Origin of the sequence: Tundrisphaera macrotermitis (genome assembly GCF_051175315.1) — a bacterium.
Taxonomy (GTDB): Bacteria; Planctomycetota; Planctomycetia; order Isosphaerales; family Isosphaeraceae; genus Tundrisphaera.
Map to the genome: position 1 here is coordinate 6,783,886 of NZ_CP195100.1, position 18,386 is coordinate 6,802,271.

At 71.0% G+C, this 18,386-nt stretch carries 17 protein-coding genes; 10 read left to right on the forward strand and 7 right to left on the reverse strand.

Annotation, left to right across the window (positions count from 1 at the left end; genetic code table 11):
• Positions 1–97: 97 nt before the first annotated feature.
• Positions 98–1,459, forward strand: coding sequence for a glycosyltransferase family 87 protein (locus tag TA3x_RS27455; protein ID WP_435017870.1), 1,362 nt, complete (start codon positions 98–100; stop codon positions 1,457–1,459).
• A gap of 6 nt (positions 1,460–1,465) precedes the next feature.
• Here TA3x_RS27455 and TA3x_RS27460 read toward each other — a convergent pair whose 3' ends face one another.
• From TA3x_RS27460 to TA3x_RS27485, 6 genes are all read right to left on the reverse strand, one after another.
• On the reverse strand, positions 1,466–2,890 hold the full coding sequence (locus TA3x_RS27460; RefSeq protein ID WP_435017871.1) for a hypothetical protein: 1,425 nt from the start codon (positions 2,888–2,890) through the stop codon (positions 1,466–1,468).
• Positions 2,891–3,057: 167 nt separating this feature from the next.
• Complete coding sequence (locus TA3x_RS27465; protein ID WP_435017872.1) at positions 3,058–3,483, reverse strand: hypothetical protein; 426 nt, start codon at positions 3,481–3,483, stop codon at positions 3,058–3,060.
• Complete coding sequence (locus TA3x_RS27470; protein WP_435017873.1) at positions 3,480–3,947, reverse strand: RNA polymerase sigma factor; 468 nt, start codon at positions 3,945–3,947, stop codon at positions 3,480–3,482. The genes TA3x_RS27465 and TA3x_RS27470 overlap by 4 nt, the downstream gene beginning before the upstream one ends.
• Before the next feature lie 131 nt (positions 3,948–4,078).
• Positions 4,079–4,690, reverse strand: coding sequence for a hypothetical protein (locus tag TA3x_RS27475; protein ID WP_435017874.1), 612 nt, complete (start codon positions 4,688–4,690; stop codon positions 4,079–4,081).
• 227 nt (positions 4,691–4,917) lie between these two features.
• The gene (locus TA3x_RS27480) at positions 4,918–5,409 is read right to left on the reverse strand and encodes a hypothetical protein (protein ID WP_435017875.1); all 492 of its coding nucleotides are present in this window, start codon (positions 5,407–5,409) and stop codon (positions 4,918–4,920) included.
• Positions 5,410–5,548: 139 nt separating this feature from the next.
• Positions 5,549–6,325, reverse strand: coding sequence for an all3515 family Zur-repressed PEP-CTERM protein (locus TA3x_RS27485; protein ID WP_435017876.1), 777 nt, complete (start codon positions 6,323–6,325; stop codon positions 5,549–5,551).
• Between the two features lie 432 nt (positions 6,326–6,757).
• On the opposite strand from TA3x_RS27485, the gene TA3x_RS27490 reads away from it, so the two are divergent.
• The 4 genes from TA3x_RS27490 (at position 6,758) to TA3x_RS27505 (ending at position 11,845) form a co-directional block, all read left to right on the forward strand.
• Positions 6,758–7,876 (forward strand): glucose 1-dehydrogenase, encoded by a 1,119-nt coding sequence (locus TA3x_RS27490; RefSeq protein ID WP_435017877.1) that lies wholly within the window; start codon positions 6,758–6,760, stop codon positions 7,874–7,876.
• Between the two features lie 66 nt (positions 7,877–7,942).
• Positions 7,943–9,031 (forward strand): PfkB family carbohydrate kinase, encoded by a 1,089-nt coding sequence (locus TA3x_RS27495; protein ID WP_435017878.1) that lies wholly within the window; start codon positions 7,943–7,945, stop codon positions 9,029–9,031.
• The gene (locus TA3x_RS27500) at positions 9,028–10,206 is read left to right on the forward strand and encodes a M24 family metallopeptidase (protein WP_435017879.1); all 1,179 of its coding nucleotides are present in this window, start codon (positions 9,028–9,030) and stop codon (positions 10,204–10,206) included. The genes TA3x_RS27495 and TA3x_RS27500 overlap by 4 nt, the downstream gene beginning before the upstream one ends.
• 238 nt (positions 10,207–10,444) lie before the next feature.
• The gene (locus TA3x_RS27505; RefSeq protein ID WP_435017880.1) at positions 10,445–11,845 is read left to right on the forward strand and encodes a serine hydrolase domain-containing protein; all 1,401 of its coding nucleotides are present in this window, start codon (positions 10,445–10,447) and stop codon (positions 11,843–11,845) included.
• A gap of 144 nt (positions 11,846–11,989) precedes the next feature.
• Here the strand turns inward: TA3x_RS27505 and TA3x_RS27510 are convergent, their stop codons facing one another.
• Positions 11,990–13,138, reverse strand: coding sequence for an IS481 family transposase (locus tag TA3x_RS27510; protein ID WP_435017881.1), 1,149 nt, complete (start codon positions 13,136–13,138; stop codon positions 11,990–11,992).
• An 843-nt stretch (positions 13,139–13,981) separates the two neighbouring features.
• Between TA3x_RS27510 and TA3x_RS27515 the strand changes: the two genes are divergently transcribed.
• From TA3x_RS27515 to TA3x_RS27535, 5 genes are all read left to right on the forward strand, one after another.
• Positions 13,982–15,619, forward strand: coding sequence for an SPFH domain-containing protein (locus TA3x_RS27515; protein ID WP_435017882.1), 1,638 nt, complete (start codon positions 13,982–13,984; stop codon positions 15,617–15,619).
• On the forward strand, positions 15,616–17,256 hold the full coding sequence (locus TA3x_RS27520) for an SPFH domain-containing protein (protein ID WP_435017883.1): 1,641 nt from the start codon (positions 15,616–15,618) through the stop codon (positions 17,254–17,256). Before TA3x_RS27515 ends, TA3x_RS27520 begins: the two co-directional genes overlap by 4 nt.
• 110 nt (positions 17,257–17,366) lie before the next feature.
• Positions 17,367–17,657 (forward strand): YbeD family protein, encoded by a 291-nt coding sequence (locus tag TA3x_RS27525; RefSeq protein ID WP_435017884.1) that lies wholly within the window; start codon positions 17,367–17,369, stop codon positions 17,655–17,657.
• 124 nt (positions 17,658–17,781) lie between these two features.
• A complete protein-coding gene (locus TA3x_RS27530) occupies positions 17,782–17,967 on the forward strand; it encodes an addiction module protein (RefSeq protein ID WP_435017885.1) in 186 nt (61 codons plus the stop codon).
• Positions 17,964–18,260 carry a type II toxin-antitoxin system RelE/ParE family toxin gene (locus tag TA3x_RS27535; protein WP_435017886.1) on the forward strand — a complete coding sequence of 99 codons (297 nt, stop codon included), beginning with the start codon at positions 17,964–17,966 and terminating at the stop codon, positions 18,258–18,260. The genes TA3x_RS27530 and TA3x_RS27535 overlap by 4 nt, the downstream gene beginning before the upstream one ends.
• Positions 18,261–18,386 lie beyond the last annotated feature (126 nt).

Genomic DNA, 18,386 nt, shown 5'->3' on the forward strand with positions numbered 1-18,386 from the left:
TGGACGAGAAGCGCCCGATGGACGATAAGGGGCCCTGGCACGGCAGCACACGCGGATCGGGCCATGATGCCCGCGGGCTCCCACGGAGGGGACGGCGATGAAGGCCTGGTTCAGGTCGCGGACGCGGTTCGAACGCTGGTTCCTGTTCGCCTGCTGCGTCTTCATCCCGGCGGAGCTGGCCGCCAAGGCCGTCAGCCATACCCGCAATTACGGCGACTTCAACGTCCAGCGCGATTTCGGGATGCGATTCCTCCGGGGCGTGCCGCTCTACGAGAACGGGAATTGCTTCAATTACATGCCCATCAGCGCGATGTACTATGCGCCGATGGCCATGCTTCCGCTCCCCCTGGCCAGCCTGGCCCGGACCGGATCCGCGCTGATCTGCCTGGCCCTCTCGCTCCGCTGGCTGGCGGAGATGACCCGCGACCGCGCCCGGCCCGGGGCCTGGCGGGGGCTGACCGTCGCCGCCATCGCGATCGTCCTGACCAGCCAGTATCTCCTCCGCGACCTCGACGACGGCGGGCCGCACCTGATCTACCTGGCACTGATCCTGGGCTCATTGCGGTGCGTCCAGAAGGGGCGCGAGGGGTGGGGGGCCGCCGGGTTCGGGCTGGCGATCGCCCTGAAGATGACACCCGGGCTGTTCCTGCCCTACTTCGCCTGGAAGCGCCGGTGGCGGCTGGCCGGCCTGACCGCCGGGGCCACGGCGGCGTGGATCGTCCTGCCCGCGCTCTGGATGGGCCCGGCGTCGTGGTGGAAGTACCAGGGGGAATGGAACGCCGTCGCCTTCAACGTCTTCTCGGACCGGGTGGACAAGGCCCGCGCCGATAACGAGGTCCGGGTCCAGAACCAGTCGCTCAAGCCGGCGGTGGCCCGGTTGCTGGTCGCCTACCCGCCCGGCCACCCGCTCAAGCTCGACAACCGCGCCGACGTGGCCTTCGCCAACATCCGGCCGGAGGTTGCCAACCGCGTGGGCACCCTGGCGGGGCTGGCGTTGCTGGGGTCGCTGGCCCTGTGGTCCCGGCGCCGATTCATCGGCCCCGACGACCCGGCCTGGACGATCGAGGTCGCCGCCCTCCTGATCGCGATGCCGTTGCTGTCGCCGGTCACCTGGATGCAGCACCTCGCGTTCCTGCTGCCGGCGGTCTACCTGCTGGTCGCCGAGCACCGGGCGTTCCGGCCGCTGGGCCGCCCCGCCCTGGTCGCGCTCGGTTTGTATGGCCTGGCGACGGTGGGGCTGAACCGCGGGATCATCGGCCGGGAGGCCTCCTTGCTCCTGTTCAGCTTCCACGTCCATGCCTGGGCCATGCTGGTCCTGCTCGCCCTGCTGATGCGGAGGCGGCCGACGTCCACCATCGCGACGCCGGCCACGGCCCCGACGCCGGCCCCCGCCGTCGGGGCGACGATTCGGGGGCCGCACGTCTTCGGCCACCAGGCCCCGGATCGCCGGGGACGGTAGGCCGGATCACTTGCGGAGGGTGATCCGATACAGGGGGCCGGGCGTGGATTTGTCCAGCTTCGGCCCGGAGATGACGGCCGAATCCCCGTCGAGGCGGTAGTCGAACGGCCGTCCCGTCGCGGGGTCGAGCGGCAGGGGGATGTCCCGGATCTCGTCCAGCGTCCTGGGGAGCCCCTTCCCGGCGGCGAGGTGGAGCCGGATCGCCTCCACGGTCCGCAAGACGGCGATGCGGCGGGCGAGCCTCGCCTCGACGATCCGGGCCAACCGGGCACTCATGATGACCTCATCGAGCGCGGCGTAGATGCCCATCCGTTCGATCGTGATGGTCTCCTCCCGACCATAGGGGTCGGACGCCGCCGCCTCCGGGATGGGCAGGTACTGCCACTTGAACCTCTCGTCCCGGTACTCGCGATAGACGGCGGCCAGGTAGCGGGCCAGGGCCTCGTCGTCCGACATCGGCCGGCCCGAGGGGGCGTCGCGAAGCCGGTCCCGGGCCGACGCGAGGCACTTCGCCCGGAACTGATCGACGCTCGGCACCTGGACCTTGGCGAGCGATTCCGGCCGGTCATCCGAGGCCCAGTGGTGCCGGAACAGGTCGTTGAGGCGGCCGATCAGCCTCGTCAGGAGATCGGCCCATTCCGCGTCGGTGCGGGGCCGATCCAGCTCGCCGAGTTCGGGGACGATGTCCTCCACGAGCGCCTGCTCGATCTCCAGGGCGTCGCGGAAGTCGATCAGGGGCCGGGGCAGGGCCGTCAGCGCCCAGTAGAGGTTGGGAGATCCGGGCCGGCCGATGAGCACCTCCAACTCGTCCACCATGTACCGGGCGTTGATCAGCGCCCCGAAGCTGCTGGCGAGAAATGGCCCCCGGCCGACGTGCCGGGCGTAGGCAAACCCGGTCTGGATGGTCCGGATGGCGTCGTCGAATTTCCCCTCGGCCGTCTCGACCCGGGCCTGGATGGCCAGCAAAGCCGCCCAGGCAACGGGGGTGTCCCGGGTGCCCGCGGCCATGATGTCTCGCCCCGATTCCCTGTGCTCGAGGTAGGGATCGGCCCAGTCGCAGTCCCGGCGGTGGGCCCCGTAGCCGATCTGGGCGAGGACCGGACGCCAGCCCTCCAGCCAGGCGCGGGCCTCGGCGATCGGGATCGCCTCGATCGGCCTCGGGTTTCGCCCGCCGAAGTGGGTGGCGACGCTGATCCAGGCGTTATCCTTCTCCCCCACCTCCTTCCTCAGCTCGGTCCCCCGCCACCAGTGCAGACGGAGGTAAATCGGGGCGGCATTCCCCGGGGTCAACGACGAGGCCTCCGGCAGCAGCCGATGCCGCAAGGCGGGGCGGGGGGCCGGGGCCGGCGAGATGGTGAGGCCCCTCTCCACCGGCTCGTCGGACCGGATGATCTTCACCTGGGGTTCGTCCCACGGCGCAGCCGTGGCCATCGATCCGGTCATCGCCGGCAGGCCGATCGCGAGGGCAAACACTCCGGATCGAACTTTCAGGGACATGGGCATGGGCCGATCACCTCCGTGAATGGCGGACGAAGAACGGGCTCGCCCACCACGCGCGGGCGAGATTCGGGAGGAAGGGCGGGGCAAGGCCCCGACCGTCACAAGTCGAGGAGGCGGTCCACGTCGTGGATCCGGATCGGCGGCCCTTGATCCGGCCCGTCCGGCAGGGCATCGAGGCGTTCGACCATCTCGATCACCCGACGCTCGATGGCGCGTTGCCGGTCGGCGTCCAGGATCGGCGGATCGAAGGGGGCGACTGTGGGACGCTCCTCGACGCTCGCTTTCGCCTCCAGCACGTCAAGCCCGGCCAGATGACGCTGCTGACGCTCGCGTACGAGTTGAAAGCTCAATCCGGCCGAGATGAGCAGCGAGGCGGCCAGGGCCAGGGCCCACAGGCGGTCGCGTCCCCGGGCGCGGGCCGAGGCGGCGCCGGCGGCGAACAGCATCCGATCGCGGTCGATGGGCGAGGGGCGCCAGGAGGCCAGCCGTCGTTCCAGGTCGGGGTCGTGCCCGTCGTCGGTCATGAGATCTGCTCCCGGAGCCGGGCCAGGCCGGCGTGATAGCGGCGGTGGGCGGTGGCGACCGAGCAGCCGTGCAGCGCGGCGATCTCGTCGAAGCTGAGGCCGCCCCAGACCCGGGCCACGACCGCCTCGCGGAGGTCGCCGTCGAGGCCGGCCACCAGCCGCGAGGCGTGGGCCGCGTCGATCGGGTCGCCGGTCGGGGCGAACCAGGCCTCGGGGCTGGATGCCCGGGCCTCGCGGCCGCGCCGGCGGCGCTCCCCCCGGCTCGCGGAGATCGCCCCGTTGCGGACCACGCGGAACAGCCACGGCACCACGCGGTCGGGCACGGATCTTTGGCAGGCCAGCCGGACGAACGCCTCCTGGACGACGTCCTCGGGGGCCTCGCACCACTGCCGGGCGTACAGGGCCAGGGCCGGGGCATGGTCGTCGAACAAACGCCCCAGCAGTTCCGGCCCCGCCGCGTCCATGCCGCATCGCCCTCGCCCCGCCGTCGATCCCCGCTCCCCACGGGTATGACGCCGCCGACGCGGGATTTTCTCGGGGTATTTCTCGCCCGCCCGTGATTCCCGGATCGGTGCCGGACCCGGGGCGAGTCGGGTCAGTGCGGCGGCAGCAACTCCCTGTGCCGGGAGGTCTCGGTGAACCGGCTGGCCCGCTCCATCTCCTTGCGGAGCCGTTCGACCTTGATTTCCAGCTCGCGGATGCGGTCGTCGTTGGGCACGGACTCCGCCTCGGGCACGGCGCCGGAGCGTTCGACCGCGCGGAGCTTGCGGCGGGCGCGGGCCAGGCGGATCTCGATGTCCTTCTGCTCGACCCGCCTCATCTCCATCTCGGACTGGTATTCGGCGAGATTGACGTCGGTGATGTTCAGCTGGAACGGGGTGGTCAGGCCCTTCTGCTTCTGCCTCGCCAGGTCGGCCTGCCAGCGCGTGAACGTCGCGACCCGCAGCTCCGACTCGCGGCATTCGGCCTGCTTCGCCTTCTGGAGGGCCTCCAGGTACGCGACGTCCTCGCGGGCGCGGATCTTGCGCTCCTCCCACGGGTCATCGGTGACGTCGTCGGCCGGCTCGACGGGGGCGGGGGCGGGGGCCGGAGGCTGCGGCGCGGCCGGTTTCGCGGGCGGCACGGTTTGCCCGGATCCGGGCGAGGCGACCGCCACCATCGCCAGGGCGGCGATTAACGGGACGAGACTGACGATCCGCCTGGCCATGATGCAAACCCTCGGATGCCCACCCGCACGCATTGCGACCGACCGACTCGGACCGATCTGTAGGCGACAGATCCGACCGCGACGGCCTTCGAATCTATCCGCGACGAGCCGGCCGGTCGAGCGTTCCCCGGCCGTCGCGCGAGAGGATCGGGATGGCCCGGGCTCACGACATCCCTTCATGAGCCGGGGAGGAGCCAATGGATCCCGCGGCGGCCGATCCGGACAGTTCACCGATATCGCCAGCGTGCCGCCCGATGATGCGGGTGCCTTGCCCCGAACCATCGAGGCTCATTCGCCATGAAATCATAGGCGCCAAACAGCACGATGAAGTTGAGCACGACCACGAAGATGGATTGCCACTTCGTCAATTCGAACAGCAGGAAATAGCCCAGGAGCATCACGACGACCTCGGCCATGATGCCGAGGATCGGGATGGGGACCCAGCACGCCACCCCGTCCGCCATCACGTCGATGGCCAGGATCCGGAGCGCGAAGCCGCCGAGCGTCCCGAAGTCGACGTCCAGGAAGCGCGAGGCGATCCAGGCCGCGACGATCCCCGCCGGGGCCTGGATCAGGAGCTTCCTGAGGGAATTCTCGGCCAGGTATCGCCCCGCCTCCGAACCGGCGGCCATGTAGGCCTGGATGCCGATCAGGATCAGGCCGAAGACGAGCATCTTCAGAGGTGCGGTGCCGCGGGAGCGATCCCTGATCAGGCCCATGGTCGATTCATCCGTTCCGGGGCGGGCATCATGTGGGGTGGCGACCGGAAGGGAACCTACGCCTCCGGGGGGCCCGCGTCGACAAAGTCGACGGTTTTGCGTGGCCCCCGCCCGGCGAGGGTCGGGGGCGCGGGAGGCTTCAGATCGACGGGGCCGGTGCGAGGCGGCGGCGTCGCCGGGCGGCGAGGCCCACCGCGCCCAGCCCGAGGCCCGCCATCGCCAGGCTGGCCGGCTCGGGCACGGCCGACGGCTGGGCCGTGAACTCGTAGCGGAAGGTGCCCGACTGGCCCAGCGTCCCGTTCAGGTCGACGAGCCGGAAGGTGGCCGCGAAGGGGCCCGAGGTGACGCCCGGATCGGTGAAGAAGGTCGGCGTGAACGGCGTGAACGAGGCGGCGGCCCCCAGCGCCAGGCGGTCGCCGGCGGCCGAGAGGAGCGGGACGCCCGCCGCCGTGCCGACGTTCAGCCCCGTCGTGATCGAGACCAGTTCCAGGGCCAGCGACACCCCGGACAGCGAGCCCAGGTAGCGTCCACCGCTGCTGTTGGCCAGGATGGCCTCCGGCGAGCCGGCGGGGAAGCCGAGAAGGGTCTGGATCGACCGCATCTCCAGGTTGCTGTACTCGCTGGTGGGGTCGTTGGCGACGTCATAGGTGCCGCTCACGAGGCGGCCGGCCAGGGCCCCGGTGCCCACCCGGAGCGAGAGCGGGCCGCCCGCCGAGGCCTCGGGGATCCGCCCCTCGTTACCCCCGAACACGCCGATCCGGTGGAAGTGGTCCCCGTGGCTGAATAGCAGGGTCAGGCGGCCGTTGTTGGTGCCGGTGCCGGTGTCGTGGCCGACGTAGAAGTTGGCCCGCGCCGACGGGGAGAACGTCAGGGCGAGGCCGCAGGCGAGCGAGAGCAGGCGAGCGAATCGGGGCATGGGATTCCGTCCATGTCAGGTGATGCGATGAGCCCGTGGCGAGGCCGACCCCGCGGCGCATCGCCGTGGGGATCTCGACAGGGTGGCCGGCGGTCACGCGATCCGGGGAAGGCCCCGGCCTCGCGGGATGGGGGGCTCGGCGACGACGCCGGCCCGATAGGATCGAGGGGGTTGGCCACGCCCCCTTCCCTCACCCCTTAGTGCCGGCGCCGGCCGCCGAGTTCCCTGGCCGGCGCGGACGCCGGGCGAGGGTGTTGATGGGAGCGGGCGGTGTGGTAGAGTGGTGGCCCCGCGTCTCGCGCCGGCCGCCCGCTCGTCGATCCCCCGGGATCGAGGGCCCGAGGATGTCCCGCGCGACGGGGGGAGCGACGTGCCCGGGCGTGGGGCCGGCGCCTGGGTTGGTCCGCCTATCCCCGACGAGTCGAACTCCGGATGAAAGCCGTCGCCGTCCATCCCGGGCGCCCGCACAGCGTCCACCTGCGGGACATCCCGGCCCCCCAGTTGGCCGATCAGCCCCACCCGCACGTCACGACGATCCCCGAAGGCCGCGGCGTTCTGGTCGAGGTCCTGCAGGTCGGCGTCGATGCCACCGACCGCGAGATCAACGAGGCCCTGTACGGCAACGCCCCGCCCGGGGGCGACTTCCTGGTGATCGGCCACGAGAGTTTCGGCCGGGTCCTGGAAGTCGGCCCGAAGGTGACCGAGGTCGTCCCCGGCGACTACGTCTCGTGCACGGTGCGCCGGCCCGGCGGGTCGATCTACGACCGGATCGGCCGCAACGACATCACCAGCGACGAGGTCTATTACGAGCGCGGGATCAACCTGTGCCACGGCTACCTGACCGAGCGGTTCGTCGATGACGCCGACTACGTCGTCAAGGTGCCGGTGGACCTGAAGCATCTGGGCGTGCTGGCCGAGCCGGCCAGCGTGTGCGCCAAGGCGATCGAGCAGGCGTACCTGGCCCAGCAACGGCTCCAGGTCTGGGAGCCGAAGCGGGCGTTCGTGCTGGGGGCCGGGCAGATCGGCCTGCTGGCCACGATGATGCTCCGGCTCCGGGGGATGGAGGTCTTCACGATCGCCACCAAGCCCGGCCCGCACCTGAAGAGCGAGATCGTGGGCCAGTATGGCGGCACCTACGTCAGCAGCAAGCAGGAATCCCTGGCCGACCTGGCCAGGAGGGTCGGCAAGCCCGACCTGATCTTCGAGGCGACCGGCAACGCCCAGGTCTGCTTCGACAGCATGACCGTCCTGGCCCACAACGGGGCGCTGGTCTGGACCAGCATCACCGGGGGCAACAAGGACGTGACCGTCGACGGCGCCAAGATCAACCTGGAATGGGTCCTGGGCAACAAGCTCCTGGTCTCCAGCGTCAACGGCAACCGCAAGCACTTCGAGCTGGGGTTGCAGGCGCTGTCGCTGGGCGAGCACACCTACCCGGGCGTGACCGCCAGGATCCTGACCCACCCGGTCTCCGGGCTCGACCAGTACGCCGCCATGATGACGCTGCTGGAAGACAAGGAAGCGCTGAAGGTCTTCGTCAACGTCGCCTGAACCGACCCGACCCGTCATCACCTATCCACATCGACCTCTCCCTCTTGCCTCCAGTTGGGGACCGACATGAGCAGCCTGGGCCTGCGTAGCGAACCGAGCGAGCTGGACTTCCTGGCCCTGGGCGCCCTGGTGCACCGGCTCGACCCGGGCATCATCCCGTTCCGCAAGGCCAAGACGCTGGACATCCACGTCTCGGGCGGCGAGTACAACGTGGCGGCCAACCTGAGCGACTGCTTCGGCATGAAGACCGGCATCGCCTCGGCGATGGTGGACTACCCGATCGGCGAGCTGGTCGAGGCGAAGGTCCGCGAGTACGGCGTGAAGCCGTTCTACAAAAGGTTCGCCCACGACGGCGTCCGCGGGCCGAACATCGCGGCGGTCTACAGCGACCGCGGCCTCGGCGTCCGCGCCCCGGTGGTGTTCTACAACCGGTCCAACGAGGCCGGCGCCCAGCTCAAGCCGGGCGACTTCGACTGGCCCGCCATCTTCAAGGGCGGGGTCAAGTGGTTCCACTCGGGCGGGATCTTCGCCGCCCTGTCGGAGACGACCTCGCAGGTCATCATCGAGGGGATGAAGGCCGCCAAGGCGGCCGGCGCCGTCACGTCGTTCGACCTCAACTACCGCGCCAAGCTGTGGGCGTCGGTCGGCGGCGCCCAGAAGGGCGTGGAGACGATCGCCAAGATCGTCGAGCACGTCGACTGCCTGATCGGCAACGAGGAAGACCTCCAGAAGGGCCTGGGCATCGAGGGCGGCCCGGACCCGGTCGAGCAGAAGTCGAAGCTCGACCCGGCCGCCTTCTTCGAGCTGATCGGCAAGGTCACCAAGAAGCACCCGCACATCAAGCTGGTGGCCACCACGCTCCGCGAGGTCCACTCCACCAACCGCCACGACTGGGCGGCGGTGCTGTGGCTGGACGGCAAGGAATACGTCAGCCCCACCACCCAGCTCGACGTGGTCGACCGGATCGGCGGCGGCGACGGCTTCTGCGCCGGGCTGATCTACGGCCTGCTCGCCGGCAAGAGCCCCGAGGAGGCGCTCCGCCTCGGCTGGGCCCACGGCGCGTTGCTGACCACCTTCCCGGGCGACACCACCATGGCCCGGCTCCCCGAGGTCGAAGCCTTCGCCAAGGGCGGATCGGCCCGGGTGCAGCGGTGAGCGCCCCCATCCCCGAGGGCGACGGGACCGGATTGACCGCCGCCGGGTGCGCCGCGAGGCGTGCCCGGCTGTGGGATGCCCTGCCCGATCGGTGCGACGTGCTGGTGCTGGCCGACCCGGCCCACCTGGTCTACTTCGCCAACTACGTCCCGTCGCCGTTCGCCTTCCGGACCAACGAGTCCGGTGCCCTGCTCCTGCTGGAGCCGGGCCGGGCGACCCTGGTGGCCGACGACATGATGGGCCCGTTCGTGGCCAAGGCCCACGTCGACGACACCTTCGCCCCGACCTGGTACGACGGCGACAAGACGCCCGACCCGCGCCGGACCCAGCTCGTCGAATCCGTCCTGGTCCGGCTGGCCGAGGGCGGGGCGCGTCGGGTGGGCGTGGACGAGGCGACCGTGCCGGCCGGCGTGGTCGAGGGGCTCCGGCAGGTCCATCCGTCGGTCGAGGTCGCCGACCTCGGCCCGATCGTCGGCCCGATGCGGCGTGCCAAGGACCCGGACGAACTGGCCGTGATCGCCCGCGCCATCCGCGCCGGGGAGGCCGCCCACGCGCGGGCCCTGGCCGAGGTCCGCCCCGGCATGACCGAGCTGGACGCCTGCCTTCTGGTCCAGAGGGCCGCGCAGGAGAGCCTGGGCGAGCCGGCCATCATCTACGGCGACTTCGCCTCCGGCCCCCGGACCTGGGAAGACAAGGGCGGGCCGCCGACCTCGCGGGTGATCGAGGAGGGCGACCTGCTCCTGCTCGACTTCTCGGTGATCGTCGGCGGCTATCGCGGCGATTTCACCAACACGTTCGTCGTGGGGGGCGCCCCGACGGCCCGCCAGCGCGAGCTGTTCGAGGCCTGCGTCAACGCCCTGCGCGTGGCGGAAAGCAAGCTGGCCCCCGGCGTGCCCGCCCGCGAGGTCGACGCCGCGGTCCGCAAGCTGTTCGGCCTGCTCGGCTTCGAGAAGGCGTTCCCGCACCACACCGGCCACGGCATCGGCCTGGGCCACCCCGAGGCCCCGTTCTTCGTCCCGCACAGCTCGGACACGCTGCAGGTCGGGGACGTGGTCACGGTCGAGCCCGGCCTCTACGTCGACGGGATCGGCGGGATGCGCTTCGAGCGCAACTACGTGATCACCGAATCCGGGTTCCGCAACCTGACGAATCACGAGATTCGGATCCAGCAGTAGACACCGGACGATCCGCGTCATACATTCCCCTTCGCCTTCCCCTCCCGGCGTGGGCCCGCGCCGGGGGCGGGAGGCCTGACGGAGCCGGATGGGCCACGCCCCGATGCCGCGGCGTGGCCCATGTCCTCCCCGGGCGCCCCGCCGGGATTTCGCTTGAGATCCGGCCCGCCCGCCGCGAAGATCCTCCATTCGTCACGCGGCCCGTCGCCGACGGGCGAGGAACCGGAGGGTCGATCCGATGAAGGCGGCGCAGCTCATCCTCATCCTGTGCCTCGCCCTGCCCTGGGCCGCCCCCGCGTCGGCGGGCGTGGCCGACGACGCGGACGCCTACGTCAAGGGGGAGGTCGCGAAGCGGCTGATCCCGGGGCTGGCCGTGGCCGTCGTCCATCGGGGCGAGGTGGTGCTGGCCCGCGGCTACGGGATGGCCAACCTGGAGTGGTCCGCCCCCGCGACCCCCGACACCGTCTTCGGCCTGGCCTCGGTCAGCAAGCAGTTCACCGCGACGGCGATCATGCTCCTCGCCCGGGACGGCGAACTCTCGGTCGACGACCCGATCGCCGGCAAGCTGGACGGGCTGCCCAAGGCTTGGGCCGGCATCACCGTGCGGCACCTGCTCGGGCACACATCGGGGATCAAGGAATACCTCAGGGCCAAGAACCTGTCGTTGCGCCAGGACTATGCAGAGGCCGACCTGATCCGCATGGTGGCCGACGAGCCCCTGGAGTTCCCCCCGGGCACGCGCTGGGCCTACTCGAACACGAACTACGTCCTGCTCGGAATGATCGTCGCGAAGGCGGGCGAAACGAGCCTGGCCGCCTTCTGCCGGGATCGGATCTTCGAGCCCCTGGGGATGAAATCGACCCGGGTCAACGACCCGCGGGCGATCATCCCGCGCCGGGCCGCGGGATACGAGCGGTCGTGGGGCGTCCTCCGCCTCAGCGAATGGATCAGCCCGAGCCTGGCGGCGACCGGCGACGGGGCGGTGGTCAGCACGGCGCTCGACCTGGCGAAGTGGGAGGCCGCGCTCGACGGCGATCGGCTGTTGCCCCGGGCGACCCTCCGTGAGATGTGGACCCCGGGCCGGCTCGCCGACGGCAAGCCCACCGGGTACGGGTTCGGCTGGGTGATCGGCGAGCGTCGCGGCCGCCCGGTCCTGGAGCACGCCGGCGGGTTCCCCGGCACCAGCGCCTACATCGGCCGCTTCCCCGACGAGAAGCTCTCGGTGATCGTCCTGTCCAACATCGCCAACGCCGGCGCGGCCCAGATCGGCCGGGGGATCGCCGCCCTCTACGCCCCGTCGCTGGCCGCCCCGGCACCGCCCCCTCCCGACGCGAAGGCCGACCCGGCGATCACGGCGAGGCACAGGGCGGCCCTGGTCGCCTGGCGCGACGGGACGCTGGACCCGGGCCTGTTCACCCCCGAGGCGAAGGAGGCCCTGTTCCCGGGGCCGATCGGGGATGTCCGCAAGCAGCTCGCCGGCCTCGGCCCGCTCGGCTCGTTTGCCCCGCTCGGCATGAAGGAGGCGGACGGCCTGCGTTCCCACCGCTACCGGGCGACGCTGGGGGAGGCGGACCTGATCCTGACCATCGGCGAGACCCCGGATGGCCAGATCGCGAGCATCCGGATCGTACCCGAGTGAGGGTCGGGCGCCGGGAGGGTGTGCCCTTTGATTTTGGCATGTGGCTCGGCGGTCCTGGGTGGCTGTGGTTGGCTTGCTGTGCGATGCAGGGACATGGGTGGCGCCGGCGCAGGGACATGGGTGGCGCGCCCGGCCGATCGAAGTTTACACCATCGTCCATGCCGTCACGCCGGGCTTCAACTGCTCCGCGGCGATGACCCGGGCCCGGTGGGTCCCGTAGTACACCTCCACCTGGTGCCCCTGGTCGTCCACCCTCACCCGCTCGCCGGACAGCCCCACCCCCACCTTGATCCGGGCGCGACGCCAGCGGGTCGACCCGTCCTGGCCCACCACCCGCACCTCGGCGTCGGCCGGGTAGGTGATCTCGGGCACCGCGTCGGGCCGGCGACGCGGGCTGGGCGCCCAGCGGGTCGCCGGCGGCTCATCCCCCAGCGCCTCGTGCGGCCGGACCGAGTTGTACACCGGCCGCCACGCCTCCAGGTCGGCCCGGAAGTGCTCCGACTCATCGCGCCTGACCTTGGGCCAGACCTCGCGTTCCAGGGTGCCGTGGAACCGCTCGACCTTGCCCTGGGTCTGCGGGTGGTAGGCCCGCCCGTGCAGCGGCCGGATCCCCAGGCGGATCAGCCAGGCGTCGAAGCCCGACAGCCCCACCCCGGTGTTGCGGGCCGAGAAGGCGTTGTCGCAGAGGATCGCCTCGGGCATCCCGACCTCCCCGTACAACCCCCACAGGACCGCCTGGGTGGTGGCATAAGTCATGTCGGCGCAGGGCCTCAGGGCGAGCAGGTAGCGGCTGTGGTCGTCGATGATCGAGAGCGTGACGACCCGGGCGCGGCCGACCTCCAGCGGCCCCTTGAAGTCGAGCTGCCAGAGCTGGTTGGGCCCGGACCTCTCGAACCGCTGGGGGGCCGGGGTGGGCGGCGGGGCGGCGACGGGCGCGGCGACGCGGCCGTGGCGGCGGAGGATCGCGGCGATGGTGCGGATCGGCGGGGCCTGGTGCCCCTGGGCCTTGAGATGGGCGTGGAGCTTGCGGGGCCCCCATCCGTGGCGATCGCGGGCCTCCAGGACGATCAGCTCCCGGTCGTCGGCGGTGCGGGAGGGGCTTCTGGCCGGGCGTCGAGAGCGGTCGGCCAGGGGGCGATCGGGCTCGGCGTCGTGGCGGGCCAGCCACTTGAAGGCGGTCTTGCGGCTGACGCCGTAGCGTCGGGCGGCCTCGGCGACGGAGAGGCCGGCGGTGCGGACGGCATGGACCAAGGCGATGCGCTGCTCGGTCACGGGATCAACCTTCCAGGGCATCTCAGGCCTCCTTTCGAGGCCCGATTCTGCCCTCAAAGCGCCACCCATGTCCCTGCACTCACCGTAACCCATGTCCCTGCATTGAACAGCTTGCCAACCACGGCGCCGGCGCCACGATCGCGGTGTGCTGACCATCGCGGCACCGGGCCGAGGATGATCGACGCCGGCCATCGATCGCCGGGGCGGGCTCGTCGGCGCCGTGGTTGGCAAGCCAACCACAGCCACCCGGAAATCCGAACGCCAAGAGCAAAAGGCACACCCCGCCGGGATGTCTCGCACTCCCTGCCCTTGAGCGGCGAGGCCGATCCGGGTAGACTCGGGGCTTTCCCCGGTCGGCCACCGAAGCGGCCCGTCCGGCGCCACCAGCCCGCAGGCCCCTCGATCGGGGGGATGGGGCCGGGGCGGGGCGTATCCGGGGACCGAAGCCACCGTCTTTCATCGCCAGCCGAGGAGCGAGTATGGCCAGTCGCCGCCGTGGAAAAGGTCGCCGCAAGGTGGGTCGCAAGAAGCGCCGCATGCGCAGCAAGATCAGGCACCGCAAGAAGTAATCGCGACCGCCGATGCGGGGTTGCCGCCACCGCGAGCCGGCGGGGGACCTCGAAGACGCCCGCACACCGACGCCCCGGGATGCCGCCTCGGCCCCCCGGGGCGGTTTCGCGCGCCCATCACTCCCGATCCGCAGCCCCGCCCCCTCCGACCCGGCCAGCCGAGTTTGCCGCTTGCGCAAACCCTGATCCGGGTGTACGAATAACGGAGATCGACGCGCGAATATCCAGGCGCGTCGGGGGCGTTCGGGCCGATCCGGCCCCGGCCCCGGGGCATGCGGGCACAGCGGAGACGACCATGAGTCGGTTCGAAGCGCGACGGGACGGGCCGGGCGGGTTCGGTCGCCGGCGTGTCGGGGCGGGCGTGATCCTGGGCGTGGCGATCGCGGCGGGCGTGGCCGCGATGATCGCCTACGGGGCGTGCAAGGTCGAGGTTGGCACCGGCCAGCAGGCCGTCCTCGTCCGCCTGGCCGGCCTCGACCTGGAACGCGACATGGAGCTGGCGCCGGGCCGGGCCAAGGATGGGTCTTACTACAAGGGCGTGCAGGCCGACGGGCCCCACGACGGCGTCTTGACCGAGGGCCGCTACTTCTACAACCCGCTCTACTGGTCGTGGGAGATCGGCCCCCAGGTCGAGATCCCCAGCGGCAAGCTCGGCGTCCGGATCGCCCTGGCGGGGGCCGACCTCCCGGCCGGGCAGGCGCTGGCCGACGAGGGGCAGAAGGGGATCCGCCGCGGCGTCCTCCTGCCCGGCCGCTACCCGATCAACCCGTATGCGACCAAGATCGAGCAGCACGAGCCGGTCACCGTGCCGGCCGGCTTCCGCGGGGTCGTCACCCTGATGTCGGGCACCCGGGCCAGGGTGCCCAACTCCTTCCTGGTCGCCGTGGGGGAGCGCGGGGTCCAGGAGAAGACCCTGGAGCCCGGCACCCACTATCTCAACCCCTACGAGGCCCGGGTCAGCCTGGTCGATTGCCGGTCCAAGCGGTTCAACCTCAACCAGGACGACGGGATGGACTTCCTGTCGTCCGACGGCTTCCCGGTCACGCTGGACGGGGCGGTCGAGTTCCGGGTGATCCCGGAGCGGGCCGCCGAGGTCTTCGTCAAGTACAACGACGACGCCAACGGCGACTCGATCGACGCCGAGATCATCGCCAAGATCATCACCCCGGAGAGCCGGTCGCTGTGCCGCACCGGCGGGTCGAAGCTCAGCGGCGGCCAGTTCATCAGCGGCAACGACCGCGAGGCGTTCCAGAGGACCCTGGTCGCCAGCCTGACGGAGAACTGCCGCAAGCAGGGGATCGAGATCCTGGCCGTGGCCATCACCACGATCCTGCCCCCCCAGGAGATCGCCGGCCCGGTCCGCGCCCGCGAGGTCGCCAAGCAGGAGTTATCCCAGTACAAGCAGGAGAAGCTCCAGCAGATCTCCGAGGCCCAGCTCCAGATCCAGGTGCTGCTGGCCGAGCAGAAGCAGAAGGTGGTCGAGGCCGAGCAGGGGGTGATCGAGAAGACCACCCGCGCCGAGCAGGATAACCTGGTCGCCATCACCCTGGCCGAGCAGAAGCTGAAGGTCGCCCAGACCCGGCTGGAGGCGGCCAAGGACCAGGCCTCCGCCATCGTGGCCAAGGCCCAGGCCGATGCCGAGGTCATCCGGTTCAACAACCGGGCCGAGGTCGCCGGCCTCGCCGAGCGGGTGGCCGCCTTCGACGGCGACGGCGCGGCGCTGGCCCGGAGCGTCCTGGTCCGCAAGGTCGCCCCGGCCTTCCGCTCGATCATGACCAACACCGACGGCCCCCTGATGGGCCTGTTCGACCAGTTCTCCGCCCCGAGCCCCCGCCCCCCGTCGCCGGCCCCCGGCCCGGTCGCGGCCCCCGCGCCGACGCCCACCCCGGCCCCGGCCCCGGCCCCGAGCATCGCCGAGGAGGACCCGTCATGAACCGCCCCCTGATCCTGCGGTCGATCGCCGTGTTCCTCGCCGCGACGGCCGTGTACCTGATCGGCTACGTCGGGTTCTGGCGGTGGACCATCTGCCGCATCGAGGTCCCGCCCGGCCAGAGCCTCCTGCTCCGCTACCGGGGGCCGTGGCCGTTCGCGCTCCGGGAGATCCCCAAGACCTCGGGGCTGGTCAAGCTCGACAGCAAGGGGCGCCCGGCGGGCGTGGGGATCCTGGAGGCCATGCCGGGCCCCGGCCGGCACTTCTATTCCCCTTTGGAGTACGAGACCCGGCTGGTCCCCGACATCCTGATCGACCCCGGCCAGATCGGCGTGGTCGTGTCCAAGTTGGGCAAGCCGCTGCCGCCGGGGACGTTCCTGGTGGACGGCGACGGCTTCCAGGGGATCTGGCGGCGGGTGCTGACCCCGGGCCGCTACCGGCTCAACGACTACGCGTACGAGGTCAAGGTGGTGGGCGCCGGGTCGTGCATCACCCCCCGGTCGGTGATCCCCCGCCGCGAAGGGGACCCGGCGCTGATCCCGCCCGGGTTCGTGGGCGTGGTGACCAACCGGACCAACGACCCGGTCGCCGGCCAGGCCCAGGGGATCCAGGACGAGGTGCTCCAGCCCGGCCTCTACTTCCTCAACCCCGAGGAGAAGCAGGTCGACGTGGTGAGCGTCGGGTTCAACGAGGCCAGCCTCACCAGCAAGTCCGACAAGGCGTCGCGGTCGGACCTGACCCGCGACCCGGTCTACGAGCCGGGCACGGGGCTGGAGTTCCCGTCCAACGACGGGTTCCCGATCCACCTGGACTACACCGCCATCTGGGGCATCATGCCGGAGCAGGCGCCCGATTTGGTCCGCCGGTTCGGCCTGCTCTCCGACGTGGAGCAGAAGGTGATCCTGCCCCAGATCGGTTCGATCTGCCGCCTCTACGGCTCCAAGAGGGGCGCCGTGGACCTGCTGGTCGGCGAGAGCCGCGAGCAGTTCCAGGACGAGACCTCGCTGGAGTTGCAGAAGGTCCTGGAGTCCAAGGGGCTGACGCTCCTGTTCGGCCTGACCCGGCACATCGACGTCCCGGTGCAGGTGCGCGGGCCGATCCAGAAGGCGAAGATCGCCGACGAGCTGACCCGGACCCGCGAGCAGGAGCGCCTGACCGCCGAGGCCCAGGCCGACCTGACCGAGGCCAAGGCCAAGGTCACCCTGGAGAAGCGGAGGACCGCCGCCGAGACCGAGAAGATGGCCGCGCAGGTGGTCGCCTCCGGCGAGAAGCGGGCCCGCGAGATCGAGGCGGACACCGAGCGCGCCCGCGCCGAGGTGGATGCCCGGACCGCGATCGTCGAGGCCCAGACGACCAAGGCGCTGGGCGAGGCCAACGCCCAGACCATCGAGCTGGCCAACCAGGCCCGCGCCGACCTCTACGTCCGGTCGGTCAAGGCCCTGGGCGGTGGCGACGCCTACAACCGCTACCAGTTCGCCGAGGGGCTGCCGGCCGACCTCCGCCTGGGGGTCTTCTACGCCGGCCCCGGCACGTTCTGGACCGACCTCAAGGGGTTCGAACAGACGATGCTCGGCAAGCTGGCCTCCGACGCCACCGCCGCGACGCCCCGGCCCGCGACCCGGCCCGCCGGGGGGCCCTGACGAAACCGCCTCCCGGTTTGGACCGGAGGGCGGGCCGGCCTATAATGAGGATCGCGCCATCGCGACGCGCCCGGACCCGCCCTCTTGTCAGTCGCCAGGGGATCGGCCAGATGGATATGGATCATCGCCCATCGGAAGACCTGCTCGTCTCCAACCACACCTTCCCGGGTGTCTACCAGATCAAGGCGATCGGCGCCGCCGAGGACGACTTCGCCCTCAGGGTGGTCGAGGCCGCCGCCCTGGAGCTCGCCTCCGCCGGCGAGATCGACCACGTCGTCCGCTCCACGCCCAACGGCAAGCACGTCTCGCTCACCATGGACATCACGGTACAGACCCCCGACCAGGTCCGCGCCATCTACGCCCGGCTCCGCGAGGTCAAGGGGATCACCCTGCTGTTCTGAGGTCCAGGGCCCCGGCTTCCCGGCGCCGACCGGTGGTGATAGGATCGTGGAAAACGATGGTTCTCCGCCGTGGAGTGATCCCATGCCCACGTCGATGAAATCTCTTGGATTGGATCGGCTGAGCGTGGCCGAACGCCTCCTGCTGGTCGAGGAACTCTGGGATAGCATCGCCGCCTCCCCGGAGGAAATCAGGCTCTCCGAATCCCAGGAGCAGGATCTCCGGCGACGCCTGGACGCCCATCGCGATGACCCCAAGGCCGGCGCCCCGTGGGAGGAAGTTCGGGAGCGGTTGCGGGGGGCCGGGGGTTGATCCTGCCACTGATCGTCAACCCCGAGGCCGAGGCCGACCTGGCCGAGGCCAAGGCGTGGTACGACGGCCGTCAGCCTGGGCTCGGGGACGAATTTCTGCTGTGCGTCGACGAGGCGTTCCAGGGCATCCGACAGGGACCGGAACTTCATCCCAGGGTCTTTCAGAGGCTCAGGATCGCGCTGGTCCGCCGGTTCCCGTTCTCCGTCATCTACCGCCAGGACGATGATCAAATCACCGTGCTGGCGGTCTATCACACGCGGCGAGATCCGCGCGGTTGGCGGAATCGAGCCTGACTCGGCGGGTGGAGATCCATCGGCCCCGGGCGGGCCGGGTGGACGGGTTGACCGGCCGCCGCGTCGATCCGTAAAGTAAAGCGGGATGGGCGGGGCCGGGTAGCCCAGCCAGCGCCGATGCATCGA